This is a genomic window from Teichococcus oryzae, assembly GCF_008386565.1.
In the GTDB taxonomy this organism is placed as follows: domain Bacteria; phylum Pseudomonadota; class Alphaproteobacteria; order Acetobacterales; family Acetobacteraceae; genus Pseudoroseomonas; species Pseudoroseomonas oryzae.
The window spans coordinates 269,181-285,065 of sequence record NZ_VUKA01000003.1; the positions used below are offsets into that span (position 1 = coordinate 269,181).

The following is a 15,885-nucleotide window of genomic DNA, read 5'->3' on the forward strand; positions in this document are numbered from 1 at the left end:
GGCGGCAGTCTTCCGCGCCGCCACCGTTCAGGAGGTGCGGCGCTTCCTGTCGGGCGCGGGCGTGGCCTGGACGCCCCTGGGCGCGGCACGTCCCCCGGCACGTCCCTGGGGCGGCCGCCATTCGCGCCGCTGGCGGTCGGTCCAGGCATAGCGCGGGTCGTCGGCCACCAGATGCAGGTGGTCCGACAGGCGGTTGCGCTCCAGCCAGCCCAGGGCCGCCTCCAGCTCCATCAGCGTCATCTGCGCCCGCGCCTTGTTGCCCATGGCGCGCTTCAGGATGGCGTTGTAGCGGTGGTACAGCCCTGGCCCCGACAGGCGCGGGCGCGGGCCTTGCAGCATCGGCTCATCCTCCACTGCCTGGGCCGCCACCATCTCGCCGATGCGGCCGCGCAGCCGGCGCTCGGCAACAGAAGGCGGCTCGAACAGGTCATCCTGGGCCTGCTCCAGCTCCGGCCGCTTCATGGCCAGGTCGGGGCCGGGGGCCAGGGTGTGGAAGCGCAGCGCAAGGGCGTTGGATTGCAGCGGGGTGATGCCCTCGCGCGGCGGCAATTGCTCCCGCAGCCAGAGCGGCAGCACGCCATGGGCGCGGCGCGGCCGGGGCTGCCGGGCCAGCGTGCCCTGCTCGGTTTCCATGCGCAGCCGGAAGCGGCCGAACAGCGGGTCGTCCGGGTGGAAGACCAGCGCCCGCTGCGCCTCATAAGGGCCGGCGGCGGGATCAACGCGGGTGGCGCGGGCCACCATCTGCTCCAGCCAGGGGCGGGAGCGGATATGCGTCAGCGCCGCGACCACCGCCACCTCGGGCGCGTCCAGCCCCTCATAGGCCATGGCGACCGTGACCAGGATGGAAGGCTGCGGCCGCAGCCGGAACGCCGCCAGCAGGTGCGGCGCGCCGGCGCTGTCGGAGGTGGCGAGGCCGACCGCCACCGCCGCCTGCTCCGCCGGCACCCATCCGCGCAGCACCTCCAGGTAATGCCGCGCCGTGGCCTGGTCCGGCGCCACCACCAGCAGCTTGCCAAGGCCCGGCGCTTCCTCGTCCGGCGCCAGGCCGCGCTGTCGGCGGCGGCGGGAGCGCAGGGCGCGCGCCGCCAGGAAGGCCTCCCGCAGCAGCGCCTCGGCGAAGCCGGTGCGCAGCGCGGTGAACAGGGCGGGACGGGTGGTTTCATCCGGATAGAAGCCCGACAGCCGGTGCGGGCCGAGCTCCTGGCCTTCCTCGCTGCGCCAACTGGCCTCGCCATCCAAGGCGCCAAAGGTCACCGGCAGCACCGCCCGCTCCGCCAGGGCCTGGGCGCGGCTGTAGCCGATCACGGCCCAGCCGGATGCGTCCAGGTCCACTTCCCGCGTCCGCGCCTTGATGCCGCCGCGGTAAGGCAGCCACAGGATGCCGCGCCCATCGGCACGCTCCAGCGTGCCGGACAGCAGCAGCCGGACAGCGGCGCATTCCAGCAGCGGCAGCAGGGCCCGCGACCAGGCGCCGGCGCAATCCTCCTCCGGGTCGGCGGCCGGGCCGCGCGACGCCACCGGATCGACCTCCGGCAGCGCGGGCAGGTGGTGCATCTCGTCCACCACCAGCAGGGTCGGCTCGCGGCGGAACTCGGCCAGATGCAGCGCCGGCGCCGCCGCGATCCCCTGATAGGTGGTGACATAGCCTTGAAGGCCACGGCAGGGATCGGGCGCGTTCTCGGCGGCGCGGACGGAGATGGCGTGGCCCAGCGCGGCGCGCCAGACCGGATCGGCGAAGGCTTCCTCCGCCTGCTGCCGCAGGCTGTCGCGCGGCACCACCCAGCAGACCCGGCGGATCAGCCCCGCTTGCATCAGCCCGGCCGCGGCGATCACCGGCAGCAGCGACTTGCCGCCCCCGGGCGTGACGGCGGCCAGGATGTCGCGCAGTTCCGTCGCGCCGGAAGCGATGGCCGCCACGATCCCCGCCAATTGGCGCTGATGGGTGCGAAGCTGGCGCGGCGCGGACACTGTCGGGCAGACCCTCCGGGCAGGATCGGAACAGGAAGCGAACCAGCTTTGACTTCAATAGGCTCCGCCACCCAGCGCCAAGCTTTTTGCAGCCGCGCACCGCAACCTGCGGGCTTCAACATTCCGCGACCGTGACGAGATGCTCCGTTCCGCCGGTGTCGGTTCGACGGTAGAACACTTGAACGAAACAAGAACAAACCCTATCTGACCCCTAGCCGGAACGATGGCGCGGAGCGGGTCTTCCCCTCGCCGGCACAAGCTTTCCATCACCTGTTTCACCGGTCCGCGCGCCCTTCCGCCGCAGGCCGAGGAGGTGCCTCATGTCTGAGTACTTCCCGAACTCCGCCCTGCGCGAACTCTGGTATGCCCGCCGGGCCGTGCTGCTGGCCGCGCTGCGCGACGCCGTCGCGACGGTGGCCGAACAAGGCGCGGAGTTCCGCGAGATCAATGGCTGGGCGGCCTGGGCGCGGCTTGGTCGGCATGCGGTGGACGTGACCACCTCCATGCCGTTCAGCAATGCCGCCACCATGCCGGTGCTGCTGCGCTGCAGCCGTTCCGACGGCTTCGGCCCGCGCAAGCCTTCCTGCCGCGAGATCGAGCTGGGCTTCGAGCCCGGCGGCGACCGCCTCACCACCGCCGGCCAGCAGGCCCTTGCGGACATCACGCAGGCCTTCCTGCGCATGTTGCGGGAGGGGCCGGCCACTGGCACCGCCCGGCGCGGTCCGCGCAACCCGACGCGCAAGGCGATGCAGGCCCGCGGCGCCTTCGCCAAGGCGATGGCGGGCTGACGCCTCAGCCCTTGCCGATGCCCTTCCCCTTGGCGCGGCGCCGCTCGACCGGCCGGGCCTCATCCGGCTCCGGTCCCGCCATCTTCAGCAGCACATGCAGGATGGCGGCGCGGCCCGGCACGTCCAGCCGGCGATAGGCACGCAGCAGGGCTTCCTCGTCGCCGGCCAGCAGGCCGAGGCTGCCCTGCTCCTCCTCCAGCAATTCCTGTGGCGGCTGGGTGTCGGGATCGAGACCCACGAGATAGGATACGGAGGTGCTGAGCGCCTCCGCCAGCCGCACCAGGCGCTGGCCGCGCGGCACGGGCGCCCGGCCCTCGCGCAGGCGGTCCAGCAGATCGTCCGGCAGGCCGGCGCTTCGGGCGATCCCGGCGAAATCCAGGCCGAGGCGCTCCAGCCGGCCCTCGATGCGCTCCACCATGGGGGAAATATCGATCTCCATGGGCAGGATCTCCTGTGATGCGTCAGCGGCGACCGGCGCTGTTCAGCCGGGCAGCGCGTCATCCCATCCCAACAGAACGCCGCCCGCCGCCTGCGGGCGCGGCGCAGCGCCTTTCCCCGGCCCGGCGAAGACCAGCCCGGCGCGCGGCGCGCCTTCCGCCGCCGTCCAGCGCCCGGTGAAGCGGGCCCGGTCAAGAAACGCCACCGCCGGGCCGCGGCGGGGATCGGCCACCACCCATTCGCCTCCGGCGGGATTGTCCGCGCGCAGGCCGAGCATGGCGGCATAGCCCGCCGCCTCGGTGGCGGGGTCATCGACCTGGATTTCGACGCGCCGGAACTGCCGGGCGCCATTGCGGTGGCGCAGCAGGCCGGGCAGCCAGACAGCCTCCGGCGTCAGGTGCCGGCAGCCGAAATAGGACAATCCCGCCGGCGCCGGGTCCATGGCCCAGAGCAGGGTGTCGAAGCGCGCCTCAGTGCTGCCGCCATCCTCCAGCACCACGGGACGGCCGAAGGCCAGGGGCTCTGCCGCCGCGATCCCCGCCGCGCGCAGTTCCTGGGCGGCAGCCGCGGCATCCCCGAGGCGCAGGGCGATCCGCTCCAGCCCGCCGCCCTCGGCGATGCGGCGGCGGGTAGAGGCGTTGAAGGGCGTGTCTGCCACCACCCCCATCAGTTCCACATAGGCGTCGTCGAACATGATGGTATGGTTGGCGGTGCCCAGCCCCGCGCCATGCTCGCCGCGCGGCGAAACGGTGAAGCCAAGGCCGCGCCAGGCCGCCGCCGCCGCTTCCAGATCAGCCACCGCGATCACCACATGGTCCAGCCCCGCCAGGTGCTGCAGCATCGATCCCGCTCCCTTTCCGCGCCGCGACGCGCCGGATGGCAGCGTCCAGGAACAGCGCGGGCCTGTAAAGCCGGGGGAATGGTTGACCGGCGCGGCCCCTCCTGCGCCAAACTCCCCCCATGACGCAGGACAACCCGTTGCTCGCGCCCTGGGACACACCCTTCGGCGCCCCGCCCTTCGACCGCATCCGCCCCGAGCACATCCGCCCTGCCTTCGAGGCGGCGATGGAGGAGCATCTGACGGAAATCGCCGCCATTGGCACCGATCCGGCGCCGCCCGCCTTCGGCAACACGATCGAGGCGCTGGCGCGCAGCGGGCGGGCGCTGGCGCGGGTCGGCAACCTGTTCTCCAACCTCGTGGTCAGCCTGGGCGGGCCGGCGCTGGAGGCGCTGGACCGGGAATTGTCGCCCCGTCTGGCGCAGCACGGCATGCGCGTCGCGCTGGACCCGGACGTGTTCCGCCGCGTCGCCGACCTTTATGCGCGGCGCGACACGCTGAACCTGGAGCCCGACCAGGCGCGGCTGCTGGAGCGCACCCATCTGGGCTTCGTGCGCAGCGGCGCCGCCCTGGCGCCCGGGGCGCGGGCCCGCATGGCGGAGATTTCCGAAAGGCTCGCCACGCTGCACACCGCCTTCGGCCAGAACGTGCTGCATGACGAGAAAAACTGGCACATGGCGCTGGAGGAACAGGACCTCGACGGCCTGCCGGACTTCCTGCGCGCCGGCATGGCGGAAGCGGCGGCGGAGCGCGGATTGCCGGGCCATGCCGTCACCCTGTCGCGCTCCCTGGTGGAGCCTTTCCTGGCCTATTCGGCGCGGCGGGACCTGCGCCAGCGGGCGCATGCCGCCTGGGTGGCGCGCGGCACCCATCCGGGACCGCATGACAATCGCCGGCTGATCCCGGAGATCCTGGCGCTGCGGGCGGAGCGCGCCCGGCTGCTGGGCTACCGCAACTTCGCCGAGTTCCGCCTGGCCGACAGCATGGCGGGCAGCGTGGAAGAGGCCCAGGCCCTGCTGGCGGAGGTGTGGGAGCCGGCGAAGCGCCGCGCCGCGCGGGAACGCGACCGCCTGCTGGAGATGGCCCGCGCCGAGGGGCTGGAAGGCCCGCTGCGGCCCTGGGACTGGCGCTACTACGCGGAAAAGGTGCGGCTGGCGGACCACGCGCTGGACGAGGCCTCGCTGAAGCCCTTCTTTCCCTTCGAGCGCATCCAGCAGGCCGCCTTCGACACCGCTTCCCGCCTGTTCGGCCTGGACTTCGTGCCGCTGCCCGACCTGCCGCTCTATCATCCCGACGTGCGCGCGTATGAGGTGCGGGACGCGGAAGGCCATGTCGGCCTGTTCCTGGCCGATCCATTCGCCCGGGGCGACAAGCGTTCCGGCGCCTGGATGAGCAGCTATCGCGACCAGGAAAGCCTGGACGCGGCGGTTTCGCCGATCGTGGTGAACAACAACAACTTCGCCCGCGCCGAGCCGGCGCTGCTGTCCTTCGACGATGCGGAAACGCTGTTCCACGAATTCGGCCACGCGCTGCACGGCCTGCTCAGCCGCGTGCGCTACCTGCCGCAATCCGGCACCGCCGTGCGCCGGGACTTCGTGGAATTCCCCTCCCAGGTTTATGAGCACTGGCTGTCCTTGCCCGAGACACTGCGCGCCTATGCCCGCCACCACGAGACCGGCGAGCCACTGCCGGAGCCGCTGCTGCGGAAGCTGCTCGACACCCGGACTTTCAACCAGGGCTTCGCCACGGTGGAATACACCGCTTCGGCCATGATCGACTTGGCGCTGCACAGCCTGGACGATCCCGCCGCGCTGGACATCGAGGCGTTCGAGGCGGATTTCCTCGGCCGCATCGGGATGCCTCCGGAGATCGGGCTGCGCCACCGCCCGCCGCATTTCCAGCACCTGTTCGCCGGCGGCGGCTATGCCGCCAGCTACTACGCCTATCTCTGGTCGGAAGTTCTGGACGCGGATGGCTTTGACGGCTTCACCGAGGCCGGCGACCCGTTCGACCCGGCCATGGCGGCGCGGCTGCGCCACCTGCTGAGCGCCGGGGACACCGAGGACCCGATGCGGCTCTACACCGCCTTCCGCGGCCGCATGCCCGACACGGCGGCATTGCTGCGGATGCGCGGACTAGTCGGCTGAAGCGTCGCCGGGATGCGAGCGCCATCCCGGCGGCGGGGCCGCCAGCACGGCGATGCGGCCCATGCCGGCATGGATGGAAGGCCTTCGCCCTCCCCCGGCTTCCCTGGCGCCCGCCGCACCCTGCCCTTCCTCTTCGGGCGGGGTGCAACTTCCTCCGCCGGCCGGCGTCAGCCCCGATGTGAAGGGGAGGCGCGGCGCCATGGCAAAAGACCGAACGGTTCATTACGACGGTCCCGCCGGGGGCTGGGGCTCCCTGCGCGGCATCGCCACGGTGTTCGGGAAGGAATGGGCCACCCCGCTGGCGACGGAAACCCTGGCGCGGCAGAACAAGCCGGGCGGCTTCATGTGCGTGTCCTGTTCCTGGGCCAAGCCCGCGGCGCACCACCCCTTCGAGTTCTGCGAGAACGGGGCCAAGGCGACGCTGTGGGAACTGACGAGCCACCGCTGCACGCCGGACTTCTTTGCCCGGCATTCCCTGACTGAGCTGCGCCGCTGGCGGGATCACGACCTGGAGCACCAGGGCCGGCTGACCCACCCGATGCGCTATGATCCCGCCACCGACCGCTACGTGCCCTGCGGCTGGGATGAAGCCTTCAGCGCCATCGGCCGCGAGCTGCGGGCGATCGATCCGAAATCTTCCGTGTTCTACACCTCCGGGCGCGCCAGCCTGGAGACCGCCTATCTTTACCAGCTGTTCGCGCGCCTCTACGGGCACAACAACCTGCCCGACAGCTCCAACATGTGCCACGAAACCACCTCCGTGGCGCTCAAGAAGGTGATCGGCGCTAGCGTCGGGACGGTGGTGTTCGACGATCTGTCCAATTGCGACGCCATGTTCTTCTTTGGGCAGAACACCGGCTCCAACAGCCCGCGCTTCCTGCACCCCTTGCAGGAGGCCGCCAAGCGCGGCGTCAAGATCGTCACCTTCAATCCCGTGCGGGAAAGGGGGCTGGAAAGCTTCACCAATCCGCAAAACCCGGTCGAGATGCTCACCGGCCGGGAAACCGCCATCAGCAGCCAGTACCACCAGCTTCGTCCCGCCGGCGACATCGCCGCCGTGCTGGGCATCTGCAAGCATGTGTTCGCCGCCGACGATGCCGCGAAGCAGAAGGGGCGGCGCGTCCTCGACGTGGATTTCATCGCCCAGCACACCCGGGGCCTCGATGCCTTCGAGAAGATGGTGCGCGCGACGCCGTGGGAAACGATCGAGCGGGAATCCGGCCTCAGCCGCAAGGTCATCGAGGCGGCGGCGCAGGTTTATGTCGAGGCCGATCGCGTCACCGCCTTTTACGGCATGGGGCTGACGCAGCACCGGCATGGCTTCGAGAATGTCGCCATGCTGGTGAACATGCTGTTGCTGAAGGGCAATATCGGCCGGGAGGGCACCGGCATCTCCCCCGTCCGCGGCCATTCCAACGTGCAGGGGCAGCGCACCGTCGGCATCGCCGAGAAGCCGGAGCTCGTGCCGCTCGACAAGCTCGCTCAGCAGTTCAACTTCGAGCCGCCGCGCGACAAGGGCATGAACACCGTGGAAGTCTGCGAAGGGATCCTCGCCGGGCGGGTGAAGGCCTTTATCGGCCTGGGCGGCAATTTCGTGCGCGCCATTCCCGATCATGGCCGCATGGAGAAAGCCTGGAGCGGCATGCGCCTGACGGTGCAGGTGGCGACTAAGCTGAACCGCAGCCATCTGGTGCATGGCGAGGTCGCCTATCTGCTACCCTGCCTCGGCCGCACCGAGGAAGACATGCAGGCCAGCGGCCCGCAGGCCGTCAGCATGGAGGACACCTTCAGCAACATCCTCGGCTCGAAAGGGCGCCGCAAGCCAGCCAGCGAGCATCTGCGCTCGGAAGTGGCCATCGTGGCGGGCATGGCCAAGGCCACGCTGCCCATGAACAACAAGGTCACCTGGGACAGGTGGGTGGCCGATTACGCGCTGATCCGCGACCTGATCGCCGAAACCTATCCGGAGGAATTCCACAACTTCAACGCGCGGATGTGGACGCCGGGCGGCTTCTACCGCGGCAATTCCGCGCGGGAGCGGATCTGGAAGACCCAGTCCGGCAAGGCTGATTTCACCGTGCCCAAGACCCTGTCCGCCGCCGGCTTCGAGGACGCGCCGGGGCGCTACCGGCTGATCACCCTGCGCAGCAACGACCAGTTCAACACCACCATCTATGGCTACAGCGACCGGCTGCGCGGCATCGAGGGCAGGCGCGACGTGCTGCTCATCAATCCGGGCGAGATGCGGCGGAACGGGCTGCGGGAAGGCCAGGTCGTTTCCCTGGTCAGCGACGCGCAGGACGGCATCGAGCGCGAGGTGACCGGCCTGACCGTGACGCCCTTCGCGCTGCCCGATGGCTGCCTCGGGGCCTATTATCCGGAGATGAACCCGCTCATCGCCGTGGCGCACCATGACGAGCAATCCGGGACGCCGGCGGCCAAATCGGTGCCGGTGCGCATCCGCCCCGGAGGCAAGGCAGCGGGCGGAAAGCCGGGGGAGTCGGCGGGCGCGCCAGCCTGATGCCACGCCCTCCCGGGTGCCTTCCCGGCGGCGGCCGTTGATGCGCAACCGCGGTAAATCCTTCACAGCCCCCTTGGAAGCGCCGACAGGGAACCGTTAGGGTGGCGGTAATGGCAGCCAATCCGGAATCGGAAGCGCCACATCCGTGGGAGGATCACAGCCATGCTGCGTCGCACTCTGGCCAAGGGCGCTGCCGCCCTCACCACCGCCATGGCCCTGCGGGGCCGGCAGGCCGCGGCCCAGCAGGGGCCTGCCGAGATCCAGTTCTGGCACGGCCTCGCCCAGCCGCTGGGCGGCATGCTTGAGCAGATCGCCGCGGATTTCAACGCCAGCCAGTCGCGGTTCCGCGTCAATGCGAGCTATCGCGGCGGCTATGCGGAAACCATGGTCGCCGCCATCGCCGCCTTCCGTGCCAACAACGCGCCGCATGTGGTGCAGATGTTCGAGGTCGGCACGGCAACCATGATGGCCGCGTCCCGCGCCACCAAGCCGGTCTGGGAATTGCTGCAGCAGACCGGCGTCAGAATCGATTTCGAGGACGTGCTGGCGGGCGTGCGCGGCTATTACAGCCTGCCGGACGGGCGCATGGCCTCGATGCCGTTCAACAGCTCGACCTCCGTCGCCTTCTACAACAAGGACATGTTCCGCAAGGCCGGGCTCGACCCGGAGGTGTTCCCGACCACCTGGCCCGCCGTGGCCGAGGCGGCCCGCAAGCTCAAGGCCGCCGGCATCGCGAATCCGATGACGACGTCCTGGCCCACCTGGCTGATGGTGGAACAGTTCAGCGCCATCCACGACATCCCGCTGGCCACCAAGGGGAACGGCTTCGGCGGACTGGATGCCGAGCTCGCCATCAACAACCCGGTGATGGCGCGGCACATGCAGAACCTGATCGACTGGCACAAGGAAGGCCTGTTCCGCTATGGCGGGCGCGACAACGCCGCCGACGGTCTCCTGCCGGCGGGGGAAGTCGCCATGACCTTCGCCTCCTCCGGCACCCGCGCCCGCATCCTCCGCGAAGCGCGCTTCGACTGGGGCACGGCGATGCTGCCCTATTACGACGACGTGCCGAAGGCGCCGCTGAACTCCATCATCGGCGGCGCGTCGCTGTGGGCGATGAACAAGGGGCCTTCCGGCGGCCGCAGCGAGGCCGAGTGGCAGGCGGTGGCGGAATTCTTCGCCTGGCTGGCCAAGCCTGATGTCGCTGCCAAGTGGCACACCGACACCGGCTACCTGCCCCTGACCCGCTCGGGCTATGAGCGGGTCAAGGCCACCGGCTTCTACAAGGAGAATGTCGGCGCCGACATCCCCATCGAGCAGATGCTGCGCGGCGGCGGCACCCTGACGGAGAATTCCCGCGGCATCCGGCTGGGCGGCTTCGTCGAAATCCGCAACATCATCCAGGAGGAGATGGAGCGCGCCTTCCAGGGTCAGCAGGATGCGAAAACCCTGCTGGAGAACGCGACGCGCCGCGGCAATGTGGTGCTGCGCAATTTCGAGCGCGCCAATCGCGGCTGAACTCCGCCGACCGACAAACCCCTCCCAGGCAAGGGCATGCGCAAGAACGTCATCTTCCGGGGCAAGCTGCTGCCCTTGCTGCTGCTGTCGCCGCAGCTCGCCATCACCATCGTGTTCTTCTTCTGGCCGGCGGGCCAGGCGATCTGGTCCTCCCTGCTGCGCGAGGACGCCTTCGGGCTGAGCCGCCAGTTCGTGGGGCTGGAGAACTTCGCCGAGGTGCTGGCCGATCCGACATGGCGCGGGGCGGCCGGCAACACCGCGATCTTCGCCTTCTCGGTCGCCATCCTCGCCATCTCGGCGGCCTTGCTGCTGGCGGTGCAGGCGGACAAGTCGATCAGGGGCAGCGGCGCCTACAAGACCTTGCTGATCTGGCCCTACGCGGTGGCGCCGGCGATCGCCGCCGTGCTGTGGCTGTTCCTGTTCCACCCACAGATCGGGCTGATCGGCCGCGCGCTGAACGCGGCGCAGATCGCCTGGGATTACCGCCTCAATGGCGGCCAGGCGATGCTGCTGGTGATCATCGCCAGCGCCTGGAAGCAGGTGTCCTACAACTTCATCTTCTTTCTGGCGGGTCTGCAATCCATCCCGCGTTCCGTGCTGGAAGCCGCCGCCATCGACGGCGCGCGGCCAATGCGCCGCTTCTGGACCGTGGTGTTCCCGCTGCTGTCGCCCACCACCTTCTTCCTGCTGACCGTCAACCTGGTCTACGCCTTCTTCGACACTTTCGGCGTGATTCATGCCCTGACCCAGGGCGGCCCCGCCAAGGCAACGGAAACCCTGATCTACAAGGTTTATGTGGATGGGGTGGAGAACCTCAATCTAGGGGCCTCGGCGGCGCAAAGCGTCATCCTGATGGCCATCGTCATCGCCATGACCGCCGTGCAGTTCCGCTTCATCGAGCGCAAGGTGCATTACTGATGAACCGCGTCCTGGCCGAACGCCCCCTGGAGGGCGCGGCGTCGGAAAACGACCCCGCGCTGCGCGCCAGCCGGGCGCGGCAGCGGCGCGGCCGCTGGCTGGCCCATGGCATCCTGCTGCTCGGCGTGCTGATCTTCGCCCTGCCGATCTGGATCACGCTGGTCGGCTCAAGCCACGACGTGAACACCATCGGCCGGGGTGAGGTGCCGCTGTGGTTCGGCAGCCATGCCATCGACAACTACATCGCGGCCTGGGAGCGCGGCGGCTCGGCGGTCCGCAACACCCGCGCGGTTCCGGCGGGCACCATGCTGTGGAACTCGGCGGTGATGGCGACGCTGATCGCGGCCGGCAAGATCGCCATCTCCATCCTGTCCGCCTATGCGGTGGTGTTCTTCTCCTTTCCCGGCCGCATGGCGTTCTTCTGGATGATCTTCATCACCCTGATGCTGCCGGTGGAGGTCCGCATCATCCCGACCTTCCAGGTGGTGGTGGACCTGAACCTGACCGACAGCATGGCGGGCCTGGTCATCCCGGTGATCGCCAGCGCCACCGCGACGCTGCTATTCCGCCAGTTCTTCCTCACCATCCCCGACGAATATGTGGAAGCCGCCAAGATCGACGGCGCCGGGCCGCTGCGCTTCTTCTGGGACGTGGTGCTGCCGCTGTCGCGCACCAACATCGCGGCGCTGTTCGTCATCCTGTTCATCTATGGCTGGAACCAGTATCTCTGGCCCCTGCTGATCATCACCGACACCTCGCTGGAAACGGTTGTTGTCGGCCTTTCCAAGATGATCGGCCGCGGCGATGCGCAGAACGAGTGGAACGCCATCATGGCCACGGCCATCCTCGCCCTGCTGCCGCCCGTGGCGGTTGTCATCCTGATGCAGCGCTGGTTCGTCAAGGGCCTGACCGAGACGGAGAAGTAATGGCCACCCTCACGCTTTCCGGCATCCGCAAATCCTTCGGCGCCACCACGGTGCTGCACGGCATCGACCTTGACATCGCCGAAGGCGAGATGGTGGTCATCGTGGGTGCCTCGGGCTGCGGCAAGTCGACCCTGCTGCGCATCACCGCCGGCCTGGAAACGCCCACCGCCGGCACCGTCCGCATCGGCGGCCGCGACGTCACGCCGCTGGAGCCGGCGGATCGCGACATTGCCCTGGTGTTCCAGAACTACGCGCTCTACCCGCACATGACCGTGTTCGACAACATGGCCTATGGCCTGAAGATCCGCCGCATGCCGCGCGAGGAGATCCGCCGCCGCGTGGAGGAGGCCGCGACCCTGCTCGGCATCGCTCCCCTGCTGCATCGCCGGCCGCGCGAATTGTCGGGCGGCCAGCGGCAGCGCGTGGCGATGGGCCGGGCCATCGTCCGGGAACCCAAGCTGTTCCTGTTCGACGAGCCGCTGTCCAACCTCGACGCCAAGCTGCGCGTGCAGATGCGGGCCGAGATCCGCCGCCTGCAACGTCGCCTCGGCGTGACCTCGCTGTTCGTCACCCATGACCAGGTCGAGGCCATGACGCTGGGCGACCGGCTCGTGGTGATGAACCAGGGAAGGGCCGCGCAGGTCGCGACGCCCATGGAGATCTTCGCCAACCCCGCCGACACCTATGTCGCGGGCTTCATCGGCAGCCCCACCATGAACCTCCTCCGCGCCACCCTGGCGGAAGGGGGCGGCGCCGCTACCCTGGCCGCCGGCGGCAGCATCCCGCTGGACAGGCCGCGGCCCGGACCGGCCGGCCGGGCGCTGGTTGTCGGCATCCGGCCGGAGCATGTGACGCTGGGCGGCAGCTTGCCCATGGCGGTCGAGCTGGTGGAGCCGCTGGGCTCGGAAACCGTGCTGCACGGCACGCTGCCCGGCGGGGAAGCCATGACGGTGCGGGTGCAGGGCCCCGCCCCGGCCCATGGCGGCACCCTGCCGGTGTCGCTGGTCGAGCCGCTGCACATCTTTGACGCGGAAACCGGCCGCCGCCTTTGAGCAGCCCGCGAGGCGCCCGACGCGGCCGGGCGCCTCAGATCAGCTAGGCGGCGGCCAGGGCACCGTCCAGCAGGGCCAGGGCCTCGTCCAGCTGCGCGTCGGTGGTCACCAGCGGCGCCAGGAAGCGGATGACGTTGCGCTGGACGCCGCATTTGATGACCAGCAGGCCACGCTCCCGCGCCGCGTCGATCACCCGCTGCGCCAGCGCCGCGTCGGGCTCCCGGCTGGCGTGGTCGGCCACCATCTCGATGGCGCACATGAAGCCGGTGGCGCGCACCTCGCCGATGCAGGCATGGCGTGCCTGAAGGGTCAGCAATCCCTTCCGCAGCGCGTTGCCGAGGCTTTCGGCACGGGCCAGCAATCCGTCCTGCTCGAAGGCGTCCAGCACCGCCAGGGCGGCGGCGCAGGCCAGGGCATTGCCGCCATAGGTGCCCCCCAGGCCACCCGGCGCCGGCGCATCCATGATCTCGGCCCGGCCCACCACGGCGGAGAGCGGCAGGCCCCCCGCCAGGCTCTTGGCCACGGTGACCAGATCGGGGCGGATGCCGGCATGCTCGAAGCCGAACATGCGGCCGGTCCGCCCGAAGCCGGTCTGGATCTCGTCGGCGATCAGCACGATGCCGTGCCGCCGCGTGATCTCGCGCAGCGCGCGCAGGAAGTCGGGCGGCGCCGCCAGGAAGCCGCCATCGCCCTGCACCGGCTCGATCAGGATGGCTGCGATGCGCTCCGGCGCCGCGACCGTGGCGAAGAAGCTGTCCAGCGCCTGCAGTGAATCCGCCGCGCTGATGCCGCGATAGGCATTGGGAAAGGGGATGTGGAACACCTCCCCCGCGAAGGGGCCGAAATTCTGCTTGTAGGGCTCGCTCATGCCGGTGAGCGTCGTGCCGAGCAGGGTGCGGCCATGGAAGCCGCCCTGGAAGGCGATGATGCCGCCGCGGCCGGTATGGGCGCGGGCGATCTTCACCGCGTTCTCCACCGCCTCGGCTCCTGAGGTGAGGAACAGCGCCTTGTACGCCTCGCCGCCGCCCACCAGCGCCGAAAGCCGCTCCGCCAGTTCCAGATAGGGCGGGTAGGCGGCGACCTGGAAGGCGGCGTGGCTGATCCGGCCGAGCTGCGCCTGCACCGCCGCCACCACGCGGGGATGGTTGTGGCCAAGGTTCAGCACGCCGATGCCGCCCACGAAATCCAGGTAGCGACGCCCCTCGATGTCCCACACCTCGGCGCCCTGGGCGCGTTCCAGCACCAGCGGGTGCGCGGTGGCGATGCCGCGCGGAACATGCCGCTCCCGCAGGCGCAGGGCGCGTTCGGTCGGGTTCGGGGTGTCGAGCATGATGGAAGGCTTCCTTGTGCCGATCTGCGTGGGCGGTTGTCAGCGTCGCGGACAGAGGCCGCCTGTCCCCTGCCCGTTCTTCACGGTCTGGCTTCCCGACGCGGCGCCGGGCGGCGCCGCCGGGCCGCGCTGATCGCTGCGTCCCGGCCTTTCTGTCAGGGCGGGCCTGCCCTGACCCCAGCATGGCTTCGCTCGGGCAGCAGGTGTTTTGTCATGATGGCAGGCGCGGACGCAGATTCTGCGGTCCTTCACGCCATCATGCGCGGGTTCTGCCGGTGCTCGGCGAAGGCATCTCCTGCCAGCCCAGCGATTGATGCGCGCCATGCATGAACAGCCAAGGCCCTGCATTTATCAAGCCGGCGGGAACGGACTATGCGTTGCGCCAGAACCCGGAGGCATCCGGCCGCGCCATGGGTGGCGGCCGGCCCTGCCACGAGGGCGGCTGAAATGGAGATGGAACGCGCATGACCAACCGCAGGCATATGTTGAAGGCCGCCCTGGCCCTGCCCTCCGCAGCTCTGGCCCTGTCGGCCCTGCCAGTGCGGGCCGAGGTGCTGTACCCCTCGCTCCGCCTGTTCATCCCGGCCAATCCGGGCGGCGGCTGGGACGGGCTGGGCCGCGCCATCGAGCATGTCGTCCGCCGCGCCGGCCTGGTGGACACCGTGCAGGTGGAGAATGTCGGCGGTGCCGGGGGCACGGTCGGCCTGCCGCGCTTCCTGTCGCAATACCGCAACCGGCCGGAAGGGCTGATGGTCGCCGGCAGCGTCATGGTGGGCGCGTCGATCGCCAACAAATCTCCCGTCGGCGTGCTGGATGTCACCCCCATCGCCCGGCTGACCGAGGAGGTCAGCGTCCTCGTGGTGCCGCCGGACTCGCCCATCAAGGACATCCAGGGCCTGCTGGCCCGGCTGAAGGAGAATCCGGGGGCGGTGTCCGTCGCCGGCGGCTCGGCCGGCGGCACCGAGCACATCACCCTGGGCCTGATGCTGAAGGCCGTGGGCCGCTCCGCGCGGGAAGCGTCCTACGTCGCCTATTCCGGCGGCGGGCCGGCCCAGGCTGCTGTGCTGGGCGGCCAGGTGACGGCGGCCATTTCCGGCATCTCCGAATTCGGCGAACAGGTTCGCGCCGGCCGGCTGCGGGCCCTGGCCACCACGGGCGAGCGCCGCGCCGGCCCCGATGTCCCGACCCTGAAGGAAGCCGGGCTGGACGTGGCGATGCCGACCTGGCGCGGCGTCTTCTGCGCCCCCAGCCTGAGCGCGCCGCAGAAGGCGGCCCTGATCACGCTGATGGAGCGGATGCGCGCGACGCCCGAGTGGCGCGAGGTCCTGGCGCAGCGTGGCCTGGATGACGCCTGGCTGCCGGGCGAGGAGTTCGGCCGCTTCCTGGCGCGGGAAGTGACCGACACGACAACCGTGCTGAAGGAGATCGGGCTGGCCTGATC

General features: G+C 70.0%; 12 protein-coding genes. 8 read left to right on the forward strand and 4 right to left on the reverse strand.

Annotation, left to right across the window (positions count from 1 at the left end; all coding sequences use genetic code 11):
• Positions 1 to 27: 27 nt before the first annotated feature.
• Positions 28 to 1,968 carry a DEAD/DEAH box helicase gene (locus F0Q34_RS09925; protein WP_149812041.1) on the reverse strand — a complete coding sequence of 647 codons (1,941 nt, stop codon included), beginning with the start codon at positions 1,966 to 1,968 and terminating at the stop codon, positions 28 to 30.
• A gap of 320 nt (positions 1,969 to 2,288) precedes the next feature.
• Here F0Q34_RS09925 and F0Q34_RS09930 point away from each other — a divergent pair, with 320 nt between their 5' ends.
• Positions 2,289 to 2,756 (forward strand): hypothetical protein, encoded by a 468-nt coding sequence (locus F0Q34_RS09930; RefSeq protein WP_149812042.1) that lies wholly within the window; start codon positions 2,289 to 2,291, stop codon positions 2,754 to 2,756.
• A gap of 4 nt (positions 2,757 to 2,760) precedes the next feature.
• On the opposite strand, the gene F0Q34_RS09935 is transcribed toward F0Q34_RS09930, so the two are convergent.
• The gene (locus tag F0Q34_RS09935; RefSeq protein ID WP_149812043.1) at positions 2,761 to 3,195 is read right to left on the reverse strand and encodes a hypothetical protein; all 435 of its coding nucleotides are present in this window, start codon (positions 3,193 to 3,195) and stop codon (positions 2,761 to 2,763) included.
• 42 nt (positions 3,196 to 3,237) lie between these two features.
• The gene (locus tag F0Q34_RS09940; protein ID WP_149812044.1) at positions 3,238 to 4,035 is read right to left on the reverse strand and encodes a VOC family protein; all 798 of its coding nucleotides are present in this window, start codon (positions 4,033 to 4,035) and stop codon (positions 3,238 to 3,240) included.
• Positions 4,036 to 4,154: 119 nt separating this feature from the next.
• On the opposite strand from F0Q34_RS09940, the gene F0Q34_RS09945 reads away from it, so the two are divergent.
• From F0Q34_RS09945 to ugpC, 6 genes are all read left to right on the forward strand, one after another.
• Positions 4,155 to 6,179 carry a M3 family metallopeptidase gene (locus tag F0Q34_RS09945; RefSeq protein ID WP_149812045.1) on the forward strand — a complete coding sequence of 675 codons (2,025 nt, stop codon included), beginning with the start codon at positions 4,155 to 4,157 and terminating at the stop codon, positions 6,177 to 6,179.
• 199 nt (positions 6,180 to 6,378) lie between these two features.
• Complete coding sequence (locus F0Q34_RS09950; protein ID WP_149812046.1) at positions 6,379 to 8,700, forward strand: FdhF/YdeP family oxidoreductase; 2,322 nt, start codon at positions 6,379 to 6,381, stop codon at positions 8,698 to 8,700.
• A gap of 162 nt (positions 8,701 to 8,862) precedes the next feature.
• Entirely contained in the window at positions 8,863 to 10,218 is a 1,356-nt protein-coding gene (gene ugpB / locus F0Q34_RS09955) for a sn-glycerol-3-phosphate ABC transporter substrate-binding protein UgpB (RefSeq protein WP_149812047.1), read from the forward strand.
• 36 nt (positions 10,219 to 10,254) lie between these two features.
• A complete protein-coding gene (gene ugpA / locus F0Q34_RS09960; RefSeq protein WP_149812048.1) occupies positions 10,255 to 11,136 on the forward strand; it encodes a sn-glycerol-3-phosphate ABC transporter permease UgpA in 882 nt (293 codons plus the stop codon).
• Positions 11,136 to 12,062, forward strand: coding sequence for a sn-glycerol-3-phosphate ABC transporter permease UgpE (gene ugpE / locus F0Q34_RS09965; protein WP_149812049.1), 927 nt, complete (start codon positions 11,136 to 11,138; stop codon positions 12,060 to 12,062). Before ugpA ends, ugpE begins: the two co-directional genes overlap by 1 nt.
• On the forward strand, positions 12,062 to 13,114 hold the full coding sequence (gene ugpC / locus F0Q34_RS09970; protein WP_149812050.1) for a sn-glycerol-3-phosphate ABC transporter ATP-binding protein UgpC: 1,053 nt from the start codon (positions 12,062 to 12,064) through the stop codon (positions 13,112 to 13,114). The genes ugpE and ugpC overlap by 1 nt, the downstream gene beginning before the upstream one ends.
• Before the next feature lie 43 nt (positions 13,115 to 13,157).
• Here the strand turns inward: ugpC and gabT are convergent, their stop codons facing one another.
• A complete protein-coding gene (gene gabT, locus F0Q34_RS09975; protein ID WP_149812051.1) occupies positions 13,158 to 14,444 on the reverse strand; it encodes a 4-aminobutyrate--2-oxoglutarate transaminase in 1,287 nt (428 codons plus the stop codon).
• A 464-nt stretch (positions 14,445 to 14,908) separates the two neighbouring features.
• Here gabT and F0Q34_RS09980 point away from each other — a divergent pair, with 464 nt between their 5' ends.
• Positions 14,909 to 15,883: a Bug family tripartite tricarboxylate transporter substrate binding protein gene (locus F0Q34_RS09980; protein WP_241665422.1), complete on the forward strand. Its 975-nt coding sequence runs from the start codon at positions 14,909 to 14,911 to the stop codon at positions 15,881 to 15,883.
• The last annotated feature ends 2 nt before the right edge of the window (positions 15,884 to 15,885 follow it).

Bases quoted from the DNA above. Each gene is read 5' to 3' on its own strand.
- F0Q34_RS09930 (WP_149812042.1), top strand. From the start codon at position 2,289: ATGTCTGAGTACTTCCCGAACTCCGCCCTGCGCGAACTCTGGTATGCC.
- gabT (WP_149812051.1), bottom strand. From the start codon at position 14,444: ATGCTCGACACCCCGAACCCGACCGAACGCGCCCTGCGCCTGCGGGAG.
- F0Q34_RS09980 (WP_241665422.1), top strand. From the start codon at position 14,909: ATGACCAACCGCAGGCATATGTTGAAGGCCGCCCTGGCCCTGCCCTCC.
- F0Q34_RS09935 (WP_149812043.1), bottom strand. From the start codon at position 3,195: ATGGAGATCGATATTTCCCCCATGGTGGAGCGCATCGAGGGCCGGCTG.
- ugpB (WP_149812047.1), top strand. From the start codon at position 8,863: ATGCTGCGTCGCACTCTGGCCAAGGGCGCTGCCGCCCTCACCACCGCC.
- F0Q34_RS09945 (WP_149812045.1), top strand. From the start codon at position 4,155: ATGACGCAGGACAACCCGTTGCTCGCGCCCTGGGACACACCCTTCGGC.
- ugpE (WP_149812049.1), top strand. From the start codon at position 11,136: ATGAACCGCGTCCTGGCCGAACGCCCCCTGGAGGGCGCGGCGTCGGAA.
- ugpA (WP_149812048.1), top strand. From the start codon at position 10,255: ATGCGCAAGAACGTCATCTTCCGGGGCAAGCTGCTGCCCTTGCTGCTG.
- ugpC (WP_149812050.1), top strand. From the start codon at position 12,062: ATGGCCACCCTCACGCTTTCCGGCATCCGCAAATCCTTCGGCGCCACC.
- F0Q34_RS09940 (WP_149812044.1), bottom strand. From the start codon at position 4,035: ATGCTGCAGCACCTGGCGGGGCTGGACCATGTGGTGATCGCGGTGGCT.
- F0Q34_RS09950 (WP_149812046.1), top strand. From the start codon at position 6,379: ATGGCAAAAGACCGAACGGTTCATTACGACGGTCCCGCCGGGGGCTGG.